16 protein-coding genes and 1 riboswitch are annotated in these 15,160 nt (G+C 71.7%); of the genes, 7 read left to right on the plus strand and 9 right to left on the minus strand.

Features of this window, described 5'->3' with window-relative positions:
• Positions 1-128 precede the first annotated feature (128 nt).
• The 8 genes from fliS to CKO43_RS21765 all read right to left on the minus strand — a co-directional run bounded on the left by fliS (position 129) and on the right by CKO43_RS21765 (position 7,668).
• The gene (fliS, locus tag CKO43_RS21730) at positions 129-515 is read right to left on the minus strand and encodes a flagellar export chaperone FliS (RefSeq protein WP_200231784.1); all 387 of its coding nucleotides are present in this window, start codon (positions 513-515) and stop codon (positions 129-131) included.
• A gap of 35 nt (positions 516-550) precedes the next feature.
• Complete coding sequence (gene fliD / locus CKO43_RS21735; RefSeq protein WP_200379937.1) at positions 551-1,900, minus strand: flagellar filament capping protein FliD; 1,350 nt, start codon at positions 1,898-1,900, stop codon at positions 551-553.
• Between the two features lie 72 nt (positions 1,901-1,972).
• Positions 1,973-2,410, minus strand: coding sequence for a flagellar export protein FliJ (locus tag CKO43_RS21740; RefSeq protein ID WP_200231782.1), 438 nt, complete (start codon positions 2,408-2,410; stop codon positions 1,973-1,975).
• Positions 2,407-3,717: a flagellar protein export ATPase FliI gene (gene fliI / locus CKO43_RS21745; protein ID WP_200379938.1), complete on the minus strand. Its 1,311-nt coding sequence runs from the start codon at positions 3,715-3,717 to the stop codon at positions 2,407-2,409. The genes CKO43_RS21740 and fliI overlap by 4 nt, the downstream gene beginning before the upstream one ends.
• The gene (gene fliH, locus CKO43_RS21750; protein ID WP_346728362.1) at positions 3,714-4,496 is read right to left on the minus strand and encodes a flagellar assembly protein FliH; all 783 of its coding nucleotides are present in this window, start codon (positions 4,494-4,496) and stop codon (positions 3,714-3,716) included. Before fliH ends, fliI begins: the two co-directional genes overlap by 4 nt.
• A gap of 140 nt (positions 4,497-4,636) precedes the next feature.
• A complete protein-coding gene (locus CKO43_RS21755) occupies positions 4,637-5,662 on the minus strand; it encodes a FliG C-terminal domain-containing protein (protein WP_200231779.1) in 1,026 nt (341 codons plus the stop codon).
• Positions 5,646-7,304 (minus strand): flagellar basal-body MS-ring/collar protein FliF, encoded by a 1,659-nt coding sequence (gene fliF / locus CKO43_RS21760; RefSeq protein WP_200379940.1) that lies wholly within the window; start codon positions 7,302-7,304, stop codon positions 5,646-5,648. The genes CKO43_RS21755 and fliF overlap by 17 nt, the downstream gene beginning before the upstream one ends.
• 31 nt (positions 7,305-7,335) lie before the next feature.
• The gene (locus CKO43_RS21765) at positions 7,336-7,668 is read right to left on the minus strand and encodes a flagellar hook-basal body complex protein FliE (protein WP_200231777.1); all 333 of its coding nucleotides are present in this window, start codon (positions 7,666-7,668) and stop codon (positions 7,336-7,338) included.
• A gap of 500 nt (positions 7,669-8,168) precedes the next feature.
• A riboswitch (cyclic di-GMP riboswitch) is annotated at positions 8,169-8,260 on the minus strand.
• Positions 8,261-8,617: 357 nt separating this feature from the next.
• Between CKO43_RS21765 and CKO43_RS21770 the strand changes: the two genes are divergently transcribed.
• The 7 genes from CKO43_RS21770 to CKO43_RS21800 all read left to right on the plus strand — a co-directional run bounded on the left by CKO43_RS21770 (position 8,618) and on the right by CKO43_RS21800 (position 14,913).
• On the plus strand, positions 8,618-9,448 hold the full coding sequence (locus CKO43_RS21770; RefSeq protein ID WP_200379941.1) for a FliM/FliN family flagellar motor switch protein: 831 nt from the start codon (positions 8,618-8,620) through the stop codon (positions 9,446-9,448).
• Between the two features lie 11 nt (positions 9,449-9,459).
• Positions 9,460-9,807, plus strand: coding sequence for a FliM/FliN family flagellar motor switch protein (locus CKO43_RS21775; protein WP_200231775.1), 348 nt, complete (start codon positions 9,460-9,462; stop codon positions 9,805-9,807).
• Positions 9,808-9,868: 61 nt separating this feature from the next.
• A complete protein-coding gene (gene fliP, locus CKO43_RS21780; protein WP_200379942.1) occupies positions 9,869-10,621 on the plus strand; it encodes a flagellar type III secretion system pore protein FliP in 753 nt (250 codons plus the stop codon).
• A 9-nt stretch (positions 10,622-10,630) separates the two neighbouring features.
• Positions 10,631-10,903 carry a flagellar biosynthetic protein FliQ gene (locus tag CKO43_RS21785; RefSeq protein ID WP_346014501.1) on the plus strand — a complete coding sequence of 91 codons (273 nt, stop codon included), beginning with the start codon at positions 10,631-10,633 and terminating at the stop codon, positions 10,901-10,903.
• Between the two features lie 2 nt (positions 10,904-10,905).
• Entirely contained in the window at positions 10,906-11,685 is a 780-nt protein-coding gene (locus tag CKO43_RS21790; protein ID WP_200231773.1) for a flagellar biosynthetic protein FliR, read from the plus strand.
• Positions 11,678-12,817, plus strand: a complete 1,140-nt coding sequence (flhB, locus tag CKO43_RS21795; protein WP_200379943.1) for a flagellar type III secretion system protein FlhB — start codon at positions 11,678-11,680, stop codon at positions 12,815-12,817. The genes CKO43_RS21790 and flhB overlap by 8 nt, the downstream gene beginning before the upstream one ends.
• Positions 12,814-14,913 carry a flagellar biosynthesis protein FlhA gene (locus tag CKO43_RS21800; RefSeq protein WP_200379944.1) on the plus strand — a complete coding sequence of 700 codons (2,100 nt, stop codon included), beginning with the start codon at positions 12,814-12,816 and terminating at the stop codon, positions 14,911-14,913. Before flhB ends, CKO43_RS21800 begins: the two co-directional genes overlap by 4 nt.
• Here the strand turns inward: CKO43_RS21800 and CKO43_RS21805 are convergent.
• A partial coding sequence (locus CKO43_RS21805; protein WP_200379945.1) for a hypothetical protein occupies positions 14,914-15,160 on the minus strand: 247 nt, incomplete at its 5' end.

Genomic DNA, 15,160 nt, shown 5'->3' on the forward strand with positions numbered 1-15,160 from the left:
GCACGCCCCGCGCCGCCAGCGCGCGCAGCCGAGCGGCCAGCGCAGCGTCGGCGGCGGCGAGCGCCGTCCAGTCGGCGGTGTCGGCCGCGCGGCGCAGCGCCCGCGCCAGCTCGTCCAGCACGCGGGCCTCAGCCATGGCGTGCCTGCAGGCCTTGCCAGCCGTTGCGCAGCGTCTGCAGCAGGCCCACGACCTCGTCGATGTACTTCGGCTCCAGCTGCTGGCCGGCCTTGTAGAGCTGCTGGGCGCAGAAGTCGTACAGGCGTTCGAGGTTCTGCACGATGTCGCCGCCCTGGTCGAAATCGAGCGCGCTGGACAGCCCGTTGAGGATGTTCACGCACTTGTCCAGGCTGCGCGCCTTGGCCTCGTAGCGGCGGCCGACGATATGCGCCCGGGCCCGGGCAAGCTCTTCGATCAGGCCGTCGGTGAGGATCAGCACGAGCTGCACCGGCGAGGCCTGCGCAGTGCGGGCACCGAGGTCGACGGCGTGGTAGCTGTGGTAGGCGTCTTGGATCACGGGCGGCTTTCCGAAGGTGGCGTGTGGCTTCAGGACTAAGACAGGTTGCTGAACAGGCTGCTGGTCTCGCCGATGGTGGTCTGCAGCTCCTGCAGCTTGGTGAACTGCTTCAGATAGCGCTGGTACAGGCTCTCGTAGCGGATCTCGAGCGCTTCCTGGCGCTCCGTCAGGCTCTTCTGCGTCTTCTCGATCGAGGTCTGCCGGCCGGCGATCTGGCCGTCGGCGTTGCGCCAGCGGTCGGCGAGATCGGACAGGCTGCCGAGCAGGCCGCTGGACGAGCCGGCGCGGGCGCTGCCGAACAGCGTGTTCAGGCCGTCGGCCTTGGCCGCCAGCCCCTTTTCGAGCTTGCTCTGGTCGATCGACATCTGGCCGCCGCGGTCGATCGAGACGCCGTAGTCGGCCAGGCGCACGCCGCCGACGTTCTGGCGCACCAGCGCGGCCAGGCGGTTCTTCAGCGACAGCACGGCCGAATCGCTGGCGAAGGCGCCGGCACTGGTGCCGTTGCTCGCGTTGGCGTTGGCCGTCATGTCGTCGAGCAGCTTCTCGAGCGTGTTGTAGGCGTCGACGAAGGTCTTCAGGTTGCTCGCGGTGGCGCTGGCGTCGTTGGCCACCGTCAGCGTGATCGGCGTGTCGCCGCTGCTCATCGCCTTCGAGAACACGACGCTGACGCCGCTGATGCCGGTGTAGGTGTTGCTGCCCTGCTGGATGCGCACGCCGCTGCCCTGCTCGCCCAGCCAGGCGACGGCGTCGCGGCCCTGCACCAGCAGCTTCTCGGTGCCGAGCGCGGTCTTCAGCGCGCTGCTGCCGAGCGCCGCGGTGTCCAGCGTGATCGCGCCGGCGGCGCCGGACTCGCCGGCCGTCAGCACCAGCTGGCTCTGGCCGCCCACGGTCAGCACGCTGGCGACGAGCTTGCCGCCGTTGTCGGTGCTGGCGTTGACGGCGCGCGCGATCTCGCTGGCCGAGACCTGGCCGTCGCCGTCGCTGTCGGCGGCGGCAAGGTCGACCTCGAAATGGTTGCTGCCGACCGTCAGCCCCAGCTTGCCGGCACCGGCGACCGCGACCGAGGGCACGGCGGCGAAGCTGGTCTGGTGCGTCGTCGCCAGCTGCTCGACGAAGAAGGAGTAGTTGCCCGCGGCCGCCTGGGTGGTGGCGGTGGCGCTGGCGTAGCCGCTGGTGGCGAAGCTGGCCGACAGCGCCTTCACGCCCTTGGACGAGGACAGCGTCGAGAGCACGCCGTCGAAGGTCGTGAGCGCGGTCTTCAGCTTGCCGAGCGCGGTCGACGTCGCCTGCGCGGCGCTGCTGCGCGTGGACAGCAGCGTGCGTTCGTTCTGCGTGTACGAGGTGGCCAGTTGCTGGGCCAGGGTGGTCGGTTCAATCGTCGACATGGCGGGTTCCTCGGGTCGAAGGGCTTTCTCCCGTGGACAAGGCGACCGCCGCGCACGATTGCTGAAGCGCGCTCATCGATTGCCCCGCAGCCACACCTGGGTGGCGATGTCGTCCTGGCGTTTCTGCTCGCGCCCGGCGAGCTCGCGGTCGAAGCGCTGCTGGCGGCCGGCGACGGCCTGGTCCAGCGCCATGCGGCGGCAGGCGGCGGCCACCAGCGCGACACGTGCGCTGGCGATGCCGGCGTCGTGCACCGCGAGTTCGTCCTGCTGGCGCTGGCCGAGTTCGATCAGCGTCTCTTTGTAGGCGGCGCAGTTGGCCGACAGCGCCAGCGGCAGCGCGGCGCTGGCGCCGACGCCGGCGCACAGCGTGTTCAGGCGCTCGACGGCGTCGGCCTGGCGGCGGCGCTGGACGTGGCGTTCGGCCAGGTCGCTCTGCAGCCGGTCGGCTTCGAGGCCGCGCAGTTCGGCGAGGCGGCGTACCGCGTGCAGCGAGGTTTCGGCGGCGCTCATCGGGTCAGCTCCTCCAGGCGCTGCAGCGTGTCGGCCAGCGGCGCGGCTTCGCGCGTGCCCTGCTGCAGAAAGGCTTCGATCGCCGGGTAGGCCTGGACCGCGCGGTCGGTTGCCGGGTCGGCGCCGGGCACGTAGGCGCCCAGCGGCAGCAGGTCGCGCACCTGGGCGTGGCGCGCGGCCATGCTCTTCAACTGGCGCGCCGCGGCCTGGTGGGCGTGGCTGGCGACCAGCCCCATGCAGCGGCTGATCGACTGGGCGATGTCGATCGCCGGGTAGTGGCCGCGTTCGGCGAGCTCGCGCGACAGCACGATGTGGCCGTCGAGGATGGCGCGCGCGGTGTCGACCACCGGGTCCTGCTGGTCGTCGCCTTCGGCGAGCACGGTGTAGATCGCGCTCATGCTGCCGGCCGGGTTCTCGCCGTTGCCGGCGCTCTCGACGAGCTGCGGCAGGCGGCCGAAGACCGAGGGCGGATAACCGCGCGTGGCCGGCGGCTCGCCGAGCGCGAGCGCGACCTCGCGCCGCGCCATCGCGTAGCGCGTCAGCGAGTCGACGAGCAGCAGCACGTCCTGGCCCTGGTCGCGGAAGTGCGCGGCGATCGTGTGGCACAGCTCGGTGGCGCGCAGCCGCATCAGCGGCGACTCGTCGGCCGGCGCGACGACGACAACGGCGCGTGCCAGGCCGGCTTCGCCGAGCGACAGGTCGATGAACTCGCGCACCTCGCGGCCGCGTTCGCCGATCAGCCCGACGACGACGACGTCGGCCACCGTCTGGCGCGTGATCAGCCCGAGCAGCACGCTCTTGCCGACGCCCGAGCCGGCCATCAGGCCGACACGCTGGCCCTTGCCCAGCGTCAGCACGCCGTTGATCGCGCGCACGCCGACGTCCAGCGGCGCGTCGACCGGGCGGCGCTTGAGCGGGTTGATGCGCGGCGGGTGCGCCGGCAGCACGTGTTCGCCGCCGAGCCGTCCACGGCCGTCGACCGGCTCGCCCAGACCGTCGACGATGCGGCCCAGCCACGAGGCGCCGATGAACTGCGTCGTGTCCTCGGGCCCGGGCAGCACACGCGCACCGGTGCACAGCCCGGTCGCGGGCCGGAACGGCATCAGGTAGCTGACCTCGTCGCGGAAACCGACGACCTGGGCGTCTATCCATTCGCCGCCGGCGGTCTCGATGCTGCAGCGGTGACCGGTGCGCAGTGCGCAGCCGACGCTCTCCAGCAACAGCCCGCTGGCGCCGACCAGGCGGCCGGTGGGCGTGGCCACCGGCACCTGCGCCAGCCGCACGCGCTGCAGCGCCTGGGCGATCATGCGCCGGCTACCTCGGTGGCCGGGGCCTGCACCTCGGGCTCGGCCGGGGCTTCGGCCGGGGCATCGGCCTCGGCCGGCGCCTCCAGCAGCTGCGCGCCGACCTGCTCCATCACCGCGTCCAGGCGCTGGCGGCAGCCGGCGTCGGCTTCGCGCCGGCCGCTGCGCACGCGGCATTCGCCCGGCGCCAGCCGCGGGTCGGCCAGCAGCTGCCAGCGGCGCGCGCCCTCGGCGTCGATGTCCTCGATGCGGCGCAGGTCCTCGGGGTTCAGGCGCACCTCGACCGACTCGTGCGGCGGCGGCATCGTCGCCAGCGTCTCGTCGACCAGCTTCAGGATCTGGCCCGGCTGCAGCGCGAGCTCGCAGCGCACCACCTGGCGCGCGACGCGGCCGACGAGTTCGACCATCTCGCGCCGCAGCGCGGCCTGGTTGTCTTCGTGCGCAGCCTGCAGCGCCGCGACCGCGGCCGCCAGCGGCGCGGCGATTTCGGCCAGGCGCTCCTCCAGCCGGCGCTGCAGTTCCTGCTCGGCGCTGTCGCCGGCCAGCGCCAGCCCGGTGTTCCAGCCGTCCTCGCGCCCCTGCGCCTCGCCGGCGTCGTAGCCCTCGCGCCAGCCGCGCTTCTGGCCATCGGCATAAGCGCGCGCGGCGGCCGCCTGGACCTCGGCGGCCGAGGCCCCGTCGGCCGCCGACACGCCGCCGGCGTTCAGGCCGGACAGCGGCGGGAAGCGGTACGGGCGCGTCGCCGGCGCGGCCGGCGGCAGCGGTCGCTCGGTTGCGTCCACTGCGCCAGCCTTGGCCCTGCCGGCCGGCCCCGCCAGGCGGGAATGAGCCCCGGACAAGTCCTGAGGGCTCACTGGAGCACCCTTCGGCCTGTCGGCCGGTCCCGCCAGGCGGGAATGAGCCCCGGACAAGTCCTGAGGGCTCATTCGACCACGGCCTCGGCGAAGAGCTGGACCTCGATCTCGCCGGCGTCGGCCAGCGCCTTGACCTGGGCCATGATCTGCTGGCGGGTCTGCTCGACACGCGACAGCGGCACCGGGCCGCTGCGGCGCATCGTGTCCTCGAAGGCCTGGGCCTGGCGCCGCGGCATCGACTGCAGCACCGCGTCGCGCACCGCGGGCTCGGCGCCCTTGAGCGCGATCGCCCACTGCTCCAGCGGCACCGCCTCGATGATGCGGGTGATGTTGGCTTCGGTCTGGCGTGCCAGGATGCCGAAGTCGTAGAGGCTGACCTCCATCTCGGCGACGACCTCGGGGTCGTGCGCACGCAGCTGCTCGACCAGTGCCTGGCGGTTGCTGGGCATGCGGTTCAGGATCTCGGCGGCCTGGCGCAGGCCCTCGACGTTGGTGCTCTGCGAACCCAGGTTGGCCAGGCAGCGGTCGACGAGCGCGTCGAGGTCGGCGAGCAGCTCGCGGTCGATCTCCTTGAGCCGGGCGACGTGCAGCAGCACGCGGTCGCGGCCCTCGGCCGGCAGGCCCTCGACGACCTCGCCGGCCAGCGCCGACGGCAGGAAGGCGAGGAACACGGCCTGCATGCGAACGTGCTCGTGCACGATCTGGTCGGCGAGCCAGCGCGGCGCGGCCCACTGCAGCCGCGCCATCTTCGGGCGGATGGCGTCGCCGTAGATGTTGTCGAGCACGCTGCCGGCGATCTCGCGCCCCAGCGCCAGGTCCAGCGAGCGCTGCAGGTAGGAGCGCGACGCGCCGTGCACGCCGCTCTGCTCGCGGTAGTCCTCGAAGAAGTGCTGCAGCGACAGGCGCACGCTCTCGACCTTGATGCCGCTCATGCGCGACATCACCTGCGTGACCTCGAGCAGCTCCTCGCGCGACAGGCAGCGCAGCACCGCCGCGGCAGGCTCCTCGCCCATGCTCAGCAGCACGATGGCGGCGCGTTCCAGCGAGCTCGGCGCGGGCGCCGCGGCTTCGGGGGCGTTATTCGACTCGTTCACGGCGTTGCACCCACTGTTTGACGACTTCGGCCACGCGTTCGGGCTCCTTGGAGGCGAGCACCTTCAGGTGGTCGACGAGCACGTCCACCGCCGAACCCGGCGGCGGCAGGTCGTAGTTGGCGAGCAGCGGCGCCACCGGCGAACGGCCCGGCAGCGCGCCGGCGCTGCCGGGTGCGGCGAGAGCACCGGCGGGCGGCGCCAGGCCGTCGGGGCCGGTGCCGGCCAGCGGCACCAGCGGCGTCGTCGCCGAGCCCCAGCGCTGCTGCGCCAGGCGCATCGCCGGACGCACGATGCCGAAGAAGGCGAGCAGGCCGCCGGCGGCGTAGAGCAGCCAGCCACCGACGTCGACCCAGAGCTCGCGCTCGCCGTACCAGGGCGTGGGCGGCGTCGGTGCCGGGAAGGCCATCGCCGACACGACGAGGCGGTCGCCGCGCTCGGCGTTGATGCCCAGGCCGCTGGCGAGCGTGCGTTCGATGCCGGCGATCTCCGGCGCCGTCCAGCCGGTCTTGCCGCCGGGAGCGGCCGCAGCGGCGAGCACGACGGCGACGTTCAGGCGCTCGAGGCGGCCGCGGCTGCGCTTGATCTGCGTGATGTTGCGGTCGTAGGCGTACTGGCGCGTGCTGGCGTTGCGCTGCGCCTGCGCGGCGTCGGCGCCCGAGGCCGCGGCGGCCACCGCCACCGGCCGGTTGCTGAGCGAACCCGGCACGCCGACGGCCAGGCCTTCGCGGTCCATCTCCTGGCGCAGCGCCTCGCTCGTGACCTTGGGCGTGGCGCCGTAGGTCTCGCGCGTCTCCTGCACGCGGTCGTTGTCGACCTCGGCGGTGACGCTGACGCGGTAGTTGCCCTGGCCCAGCACCGGGCCGAGCAGCTCGTGCACGCCGCGGCGCGTGTCCTCCTCGTAGCGATGGCGCGCGTCCTGGCCGCCGGCGGCCAGGCCTTCCAGGCCGTCCTCGAGGTCGACACGTGCCGACAGCAGGTTGCCGGCCTGGTCGACGACGCTGACACGCGCGGCGTCGAGGTTGGCGACGCTGCCGGCGACGAGCTTGATCGTCGCCGCCACCTGCTCGGCGCTGAGCGTGCGCCCGGCTTTGGTCGCGAGCACGACCGAGGCCGAGCTGCGGTCGTCGGCGCCGGTGACGAAGGACGAGGAGCGTGCGATCGCCAGGTGGACACGCGCCGACTCGACCGCGTCCAGCGTCATGATGCTCTGCGCCAGCTCGCCTTCGAGGCCGCGGCGAAAGCGCACGTCCTGCACGAACTGGCTCACGCCCAGCGGGTCGTCGCGGTCCATCAGCTCCAGGCCGGCGGGCAACCGCGCGACCACGCCCTTGGCGGCGAGCAGCATGCGGGCGCGGCCGAGTTCGCCCTCGGGCACCAGCACCTGGCCGCTTTCGGGGTGCACGCGGTAGGGCAGCTTCTCGGCGTCGAGCACCGCCATCATCTCGGCGGCGGCGACCTTCTCGCGGGCACCGAACAGCGGCTTGTAGCTGGACTGGTCGCGCCACTGGAAGGCGAGCACCAGCGCGGTGACGGCGGCGGCGGCGACGAGCAGCGGGCCGAGGCTGCCGAGCAGCGCCGGCGACGGCCGCGGCAGGCCCGCGGCGCGCAGGCGTGCGAAGGTGGTTTGCAGGAGCTTGCTCACGGGGTTGGGCACGGTGTTCGGACCTCGCGCTTCAGAGCTGCAGCTTGATCAGCTCGTCGACGGCGCCGGCGACCTTGTTGCGCACCTGCAGCAGCATCGAGAACGACAGGTCGGCCTGCTGGCTGGCGAGCATCGCGCCGACGAGGTCGTTCGAGCGCCCCGAGTCGACCTCGGCGAGCCGGGCATCGGCCGCCTGTGCCTGGCCGTCGACGGCGTGGATCGCGTCCTTCAGGCTGGAGGCGAAACCGCCGGCCGCCTGGCCGCCGGCTTCACCCGCGGCAGCGCCGATGCCCGTACCGAGCGCGGCGCCGTCGCCGGCGATCCGGTCGACCTGGGCGAGCACCGACAACAACATCTGCGACATCGAGACCCCCTGTTGTGCGCCGCCCGGGCGGGGGCGTCTGACGTTTTCTTCCGACCATGCGGCAGCTCTGGCCGGATGGACCACATTCGCGAAAAAGAACGGGATAAGCGCTTATCGACGCGCCGTCAGAATTCTTGACGGTGCCTGCGCATTACATTTTCTTGACACGTCGGAGGCCGTCTTCCAAGCCTAACTCCGACGTCGATGGAAACTCATCGAACGCCACCGATGCTAATGCCAGGCGGCTACTGAAGAAGAATGAACTGGACCGAAATGACCCGCCAGAAGCACCGAAACCGGCGGCCGTCGGCGCCGCCCGCGCGCAGCCTGGCGCGCCGCGGATGGCGGTCGTGGTGACGGTCGGTGACGGCGTTGCTGGCATCGGCGTGGTCATGCAATGGGACGCCACGCGCGGTCGCAGGAGGTCTCCATGGCGCGCTGCGCCACGGACGGACCAAGCCGGTTCCGCCCTCATGGAGAGGGTGGACTAGGCGGCTTCGCCCGGCGGCCCCGCTGCCTTGCGCCCCTATGGGGACGGGTAGACCGGAAGCTTTGCGACCCCGGCTTTCGCACGGGTGTGCCCTGATGCGGCGCATCCTAATGGTGATCCGTGGAAGGTTGCACGCGGTAACCGTCAGAGACGTTCGCACACGTGAACTAATTCGCTTGATCAAGGCCGAAAAGTCAATGATTCATTCAAAATGAACTCGTTATTTGATAACTTTGATAATGTTGGAGTTGGCATCATTTTCGCCAAACATTGCGAATTTAAGTGCGCCGGGCATTCGCCTTCGATTTATTTGGGGATGGACTCAACATTCAGGTCAGGGTGTCGATTACAGGCACTGCGTGAGCGATTGACGGAAAAGCGGCGACTCCCGCGCCACATTAGCTGATCAGTTCGCCCCTGCCGTTTCTAGAATTGCCACGACGCCGTCCCCATGAATCCATGAACGCAGCCGCCAGCCCCAGCCACAGACCGATAGACCCGACCTCGCTCGGGCGTCCCGTGCACCTGCTCGACGCTTTCGCCCGCCGCTGGCAGGGCGACCTCGCCGGCTGGCTGCGGCGCCACGTCAACCTGCGCCAGGGCGCGCGTTTCGAGGTCGTCGCGGCGACGCTGCACCGCCTGGAGCAGGAGGCGCCGGGCTGCGGCTGGAATGGCTACGCGTTCGCGCGCGGCAGCCTGGTCTGCGGCGCCGAGCGCGGCCTGCTGCTGGCGCTGCTGGCGCGCCGCTTCGGCGCCGAGACTGGCGGCGACGAGGCGCCGGCGACCGCGACCGAGGACCGCCTGGCGGCGCTGTTCGGCGCCCAGTGGGCGGCGCTGGCGGCACGCCGGCTCGAGGTCGGCATCGCCGCCGAGCCCGGCGTCGTCGCGGCGCCGGTGGCCACCGGCAGCGCACCGGCGCCGGCGCGCGGCAGCTGGGTGCTGGAAGCCACCATCACCGAGCCCGGCATGCCGGCACCGGCCCGGCTGCGGGTGGCGCTGGCGCCGGCCTGGCTGGAGCGCCTGTGGACGCAGCTCGCCGCCGAGCGTGCGCCGTCATCGGTGGCACCGACCGTGGCCCCGCTGCGCACGCGGCTCGAGTTCCGCCTCGTCGCCCAGCTGCTGGACAAGCCGATGGCGCTGGCCGACGTCGCCGCGCTGAAGGTCGGCGACGTGCTCCCGATCACGCTCGGCGAGGCCGACGCGCTCGTCGACGGCCTGCGCCTGTTCAAGGCCCGCGTCGCCGAGCACGACGGCCGGCTGTGCCTCACCTGTTTTTCCGACTCCGACTGAAAGCCCCGACGATGGACCAGGCCCTTCCGATCGATCCGCTGCTCGACACCATCGACCTGCCGCCCGACGAGCCGCCGCCGCAGGCGCCGCCGGCACCGCGACGCCAGCTGGCGCAGATGATGCGCAAGATCCCGGTGACGCTGACGCTCGAGGTGGGCTCGGCGCGTGTCTCGCTGGACGAGCTGAGCCGCATCCGCGCCGACAGCGTCGTGCCGCTGGACACGCTGGCCGGCGAGCCGCTGACGATCAAGGTCAACGGCACGACCATCGGCCGCGCCGAGGTCGTCGTCACCGGCGACAAGTACGGGCTGAAGGTGGTCGAGGTCTCGGACCTGGACTTGGGACTGCCCGAGGCATGAGCCGTCAAGACTTGTCGGGGGCCCGGTCCCGCCTGGCGGGACCGGGCCTCAGGGTGCTCCGGTGAGCCGCCAACGCACCGCCCGCTGGGCGGTGGCCGCGACGCTGCTGCTGGCGGGGGCCTCGGCCTTCGCCGCCAACGGCATCCCGGTCTTCGGCACGACGACGCACGGCGCCAGCACCGACTTCACGGTGAAGACCCAGATCGTCATCCTGATGACGCTGCTGGGGCTGCTGCCCTCGCTGGTGCTGATGATGACGAGCTTCACACGCTTCGTCATCGTGCTGGCGCTGCTGCGCCAGGCGCTGGGGCTGCAGCAGGGGCTGCCCAACCGCATCATCACCGGCGTCGCGCTGATCCTCACCTGCCTGGTGATGCGCCCGGTGGGCGAGCAGGTCTGGACCCAGGCCTTCCAGCCCTACGACGAGGACCGCATCGGCCTGACCCAGGCGCTGCAGCAGGCCGAGGCGCCGATCTCGCGCTTCATGCTGGCGCAGACCAGCAAGACGGCGCTGGCGCAGATCTCCCGCCTGTCGGGCGAGACGGCGGTGGCCAAACCCGAGGAGCACGCCTTCACCGTCAAGCTCGCCGCCTTCGTGCTGAGCGAGCTGAAGACGGCGTTCCAGATCGGCTGCATGCTCTTCATCCCCTTCCTCGTCATCGACCTGGTGGTGTCGTCGCTGCTGATGGCGATGGGCATGATGATGCTGTCGCCGCTGGTGATCTCGCTGCCGCTCAAGCTGCTGCTGTTCGTGCTCGTCGACGGCTGGACGCTGACGGTGAACACGCTGGTCACCAGCATCCAGAAGTTCTAGGCGGCGGCGATGCTGACTCCGGAAATCGCCGCCGACCTCGTCAGCGAGGCCCTGGGCCTGGTCACGCGCATGGTCGCGGTGCTGGTCGTGCCGGGGCTGCTGGTCGGGCTGATGGTGGCGCTGTTCCAGGCCGCCACCCAGATCAACGAACAGACGCTGAGCTTCCTGCCGCGGCTGCTGGCGACGCTGCTCGTGGTCGCGCTCGCCGGGCGCTGGCTGGTGGGCTCGATGATGGACTTCTGCATCTCGGTGTTCCAGCGCGCGGCGACGCTGGTGGGCTGACGATGGAGGCGCTCTACGGCCAGTGGCTGGCGCTCGTCGGGCAGCTGTGGTGGCCCTTCTGCCGCGTGCTCGCCTTCTTCGCCGCCACCACCATCCTCGGCGACGCGATGGTGCCGGTGACGCTGCGCGTGCTGCTGTCGCTGGTGCTGGCCGTGGTGCTGCTGCCGATCGCGCAGCCGCCGCAGGCCATAGACCCGTTCTCGCTCGCCGGCGTCGCCGCCACCGTCGAGCAGGCGCTGATCGGCCTGGTGCTGGGCCTGGCCTTCCAGCTCGTCACCGCGGTGCTGGGCACGCTGGGTTTCCTGGCCTCGTCGCAGATCGGGCTGTCGATGGCGGTGATGAACGACCCGATGAACGGCGAGTCCTCCGACGTCGTCTCCAGCCTGCTGCACGTGCTGGGCATCCTGGTCTTCTTCGCCGTCGACGGCCACCTCGTCGTCGCCGGTGTCGCCGGCGCCAGCTTCAAGGCCTGGCCGGTGGGCGGCGGGCTGGCGGGGCTGTCGCTGCAGGCGCTGCCGCTGGCGGTGGCCTGGGTGTTCTCGGCGGCGCTGCTGCTGGCGCTGCCGCTGGTGCTGTCGGCGCTGGTGGTGCAGATCGGCCTGGGCCTGCTGAACCGGGTCTCGCCGGCGCTGAACCTGTACTCGCTCGGCTTCGCCGTCGTCACCGGCTTCGGCCTGCTGATGCTGGTGGCGCTGGTGCGCCACCTGCCCGAGCACTACCTGAACATGCTGCAGCGTGTGCTCGACCTGATCGAACACGGCCTGAGGACGGCGCATGGCTGAAGCCGGCGGCGGCGACAAGACCGAGAAGGCGACACCGAACAAGCTGCGCAAGGCGCGCGAGCAGGGCCAGGTCGCGCGCTCGCGCGACTGGGCCACGGCCGCCGGCATCGTCGTCGGGCTGCAGGTCTTCGTGCTGCTGCTGCCGGCCTATCTGGAGGACTTCCGGCTGCTCTTCGGCGCCGCCTTCGTGCCGCTGGACGGCGACGGCGCGCTGGCCGAGACCTGGTCGACGCTGTTCGCCACCGCGATGCTGCTGCTGCTGAAGATGGTGCTGCCGCTGCTGGCGGTGCCGCTGCTGGCGGTGATCGCCGGCCTCGTGCCCGGCGGCTGGACCGCCAGCAGCAGCAACCTGCAGCCCAAGCCCGAACGCCTGAACCCGGTCTCCAACCTCGGCCGGCTGTTCGGCGCGCGCCACCTGGCCGAGTTCGCCGGCTCGCTGCTGAAGACGCTGGCGCTGGGCGCGGTGCTGTGGCACGTGGCCGCGGCCGCGCCGGGCGACTACCTGCGGCTGCAGGGCATGACGCTGGAGCGTGCGCTCGGCGCCGGGCTGGACCTGGTGCGCGGCGGCGTGCTCGCGCTGGTCGCGGTGTTCGTGATCTTCGCGCTCATCGACCTGCCGCTGCAGGTCTTCCTCTTCCGCCGCCAGCAGCGCATGAGCAAGCAGGAGGTCAAGGAAGAGCACAAGACCAGCGAAGGCCGGCCCGAGGTGCGCCAGCGCATCCGCCAGCTGCAGCGCCAGCTGGCGCAGCGCAGCGTGCGCAAGGCCGTGCCCGGCGCCGACGTCGTCGTCGTCAACCCCGAGCACTACGCGGTGGCGCTGAAGTACGACGAACGCCGCGCCCAGGCGCCCTACGTCGTCGCCAAGGGCGTCGACGAGATGGCGCTGTACATCCGCGGCGTCGCCGTCGAACACGCGGTGCAGGTCGTCGAGGCGCCGCCGCTGGCCCGCGCGATCTACCACACCAGCCAGGTCAACCAGCAGATCCCGGCGGCGCTGTACCGCGCCGTCGCGCTCGTGCTGGGCTACGTGATGCAACTGCAGGCCTTCCGCAGCGGCCGCCGCGCCAGCTCGCCCCAGCTGCCCAACGAACTGCCGGTGCCGCCGCACCTGGCCGAGAAACCGAGCCGATGAAGCCCACCCTCACCGAGACCCTGCAGGCCGCGCTGCGCCGCCACCGGCTGGCCGCGCCGATCTTCCTGCTGGCCATCCTGGCGATGGTCGTGCTGCCGCTGCCGCCGCTGCTGCTGGACGTGCTGTTCACGTTCAACATCGTGCTCGCGATCATCGTCGTGCTGGTGGCGGTGACGACGCAGCGGCCGCTGGACTTCGCCGTCTTCCCGACCATCATCCTGACGACGACGCTGCTGCGGCTGACGCTCAACGTCGCGTCCACGCGTGTCGTGCTGCTCAACGGCCACGAGGGCACGCACGCCGCCGGCCGCGTCATCGAGAGCTTCGGCAACGTCGTCATCGGCGGCAACTACGTCGTCGGCATCGTCGTCTTCGTGATCCTGATGATCATCAACTTCGTCGTCGTGACGAAGGGCGCCGAGCGCATCTCCGAGGTTTCGGCGCGTTTCACGCTGGACGCGCTGCCGGGCAAGCAGATGGCGATCGACGCCGACCTGAACGCCGGCCTGATCAACCAGGAGAAGGCGCAGACGCGGCGGCGCGAGGTCGGCTCCGAAGCCGACTTCTACGGCGCGATGGACGGCGCGTCGAAGTTCGTGCGCGGCGACGCCGTCGCCGGCATCCTGATCCTGCTGATCAACATGATCGGCGGCGTCGCCATCGGCGCGGCGATGCACGGGCTGTCGCTGGGCGACGCCTTCCGCACCTACGCGCTGCTGACCATCGGCGACGGCCTGGTGGCGCAGATCCCGGCGCTGCTGCTGTCGGCGGCGGCGGCGATCATCGTCACCCGCGTCAGCGACTCGGGCGACGTCGAGCAGCAGATCGGGCGCCAGCTGCTGGCCTCGCCGCCGGTGCTCTACGGCGCCGCCGGCGTGATGCTGGCGCTGGCCGCGATCCCCGGCATGCCCTGGCCGACCTTCTGCGGTTTCGCCGCGGTGGTGGGCTTCGTCGCCTGGCGCCTGGCGCGCCGGCCGGTGGTGGCGCCGGCCGACGAAGGCGTGGCCGCGCTCGAGCAGGCGCTGGTGGCCGAACGCGAGGCCGAGCTCGACTGGGCCTCGCTGCCCATCGTCGAGCCGGTGGCGGTGACGGTGGGCTACCGGCTGGCCGGGCTCGTCGACCCGGCGCAGGGTGCGCCGCTGGCGAAACGGCTCAAGGGCGTGCGCCAGACCATGAGCGAGACGCTGGGCATCGTGCTGCCGCGCCTGGGCGCGCGTGACGACCTGTCGCTGCGGCCGACGCAGTACGCGGTGCTGCTGGGCGGCACGCCGATCGCGACCGCCGAGGTCTTCCCCGACCGGCTGATGGCCCTGCCCTCGCCGCAGACCTACGGCGAGCTCGACGGCATCCCCGGGATCGAACCCGCCTACCTGCTGCCGGTGGTCTGGATCGAGGCCCAGCACAAGGCGCACGCGCTCGGCCTGGGCTACCAGGTCGTCGAGGCCGCGAGCGTGATCGCGACCCACGTCTCCAAGCTCGCGCGCGAGCACCTGCCCGAGCTGCTGCGCCACGAGGACGTGCCGGCGCTGATCGAACGCTGCGCGGCGCAGGCGCCCAAGCTCGCGGCGGCGCTGGACAAGGCCTACACGCACAGCCTGCTGCTGAAGGTCTTTCGCCTGCTGCTGGCCGAGAACGTGGCGCTGAAAGACATCGTGCCGATCGCGACCACGCTGGTCGAGAACGCCGAGACGACGAAAGACCCGGTGCTGCTGGCGGCCGAGGTGCGCTGCACGCTGCGGCGCCAGATCGTCAACTCGATCGCCGGCCCGGGGCCGGCCATGCGCGCCTTCAGCCTGGGCGCCGAGCTCGAAAACCTGCTGCTGGGGGCGCTGAACAGCGCGCGCCAGGGCGGCGCCAAGGTGGCGCTGGACAACTACCCGGTCGACCCCAAGCTGCTGTCGCAGCTGCAGACGCACATGCCGATGGTGCAGGAGCAGATGAAGCAGCTGGCGGCAGCACCGGTGCTGCTGGTGATGCCGCAGATCCGGCCGCTGCTGGCGCGTTACGCGCGCCTGTTCGCGCCCGGGCTGGCGGTGCTGTCGTACAACGAGATCCCCGAGTCGCGCGAGGTCAGCGTCATCGGCTCGCTGGGCTGATCAGCGCAGCCGCGGTTCGGCGGCGTCCAGCGTGTCGGCGCGCACCAGCGCCAGCACGACCGCGGTGGCGGCGCGGAACAGCGCCGGCGGCAGCAGCGAGCCCGGCGGCAGCACGCCCAGCGGCACGGCGCTGGTGGTGGCGCCGCCCAGGCCGCCAACCTGCACGCTGCAGCGCAGCAGCGCGACCCCGGCGTCGCGCAGCGCCGCCGCCAGCGCCGGCAGCACCTGGTGCAGCGCCGGCGCCGCT

Source organism: Rubrivivax gelatinosus, assembly GCF_016583785.1.
Lineage (GTDB): Bacteria > Pseudomonadota > Gammaproteobacteria > Burkholderiales > Burkholderiaceae_C > Rubrivivax > Rubrivivax gelatinosus_B.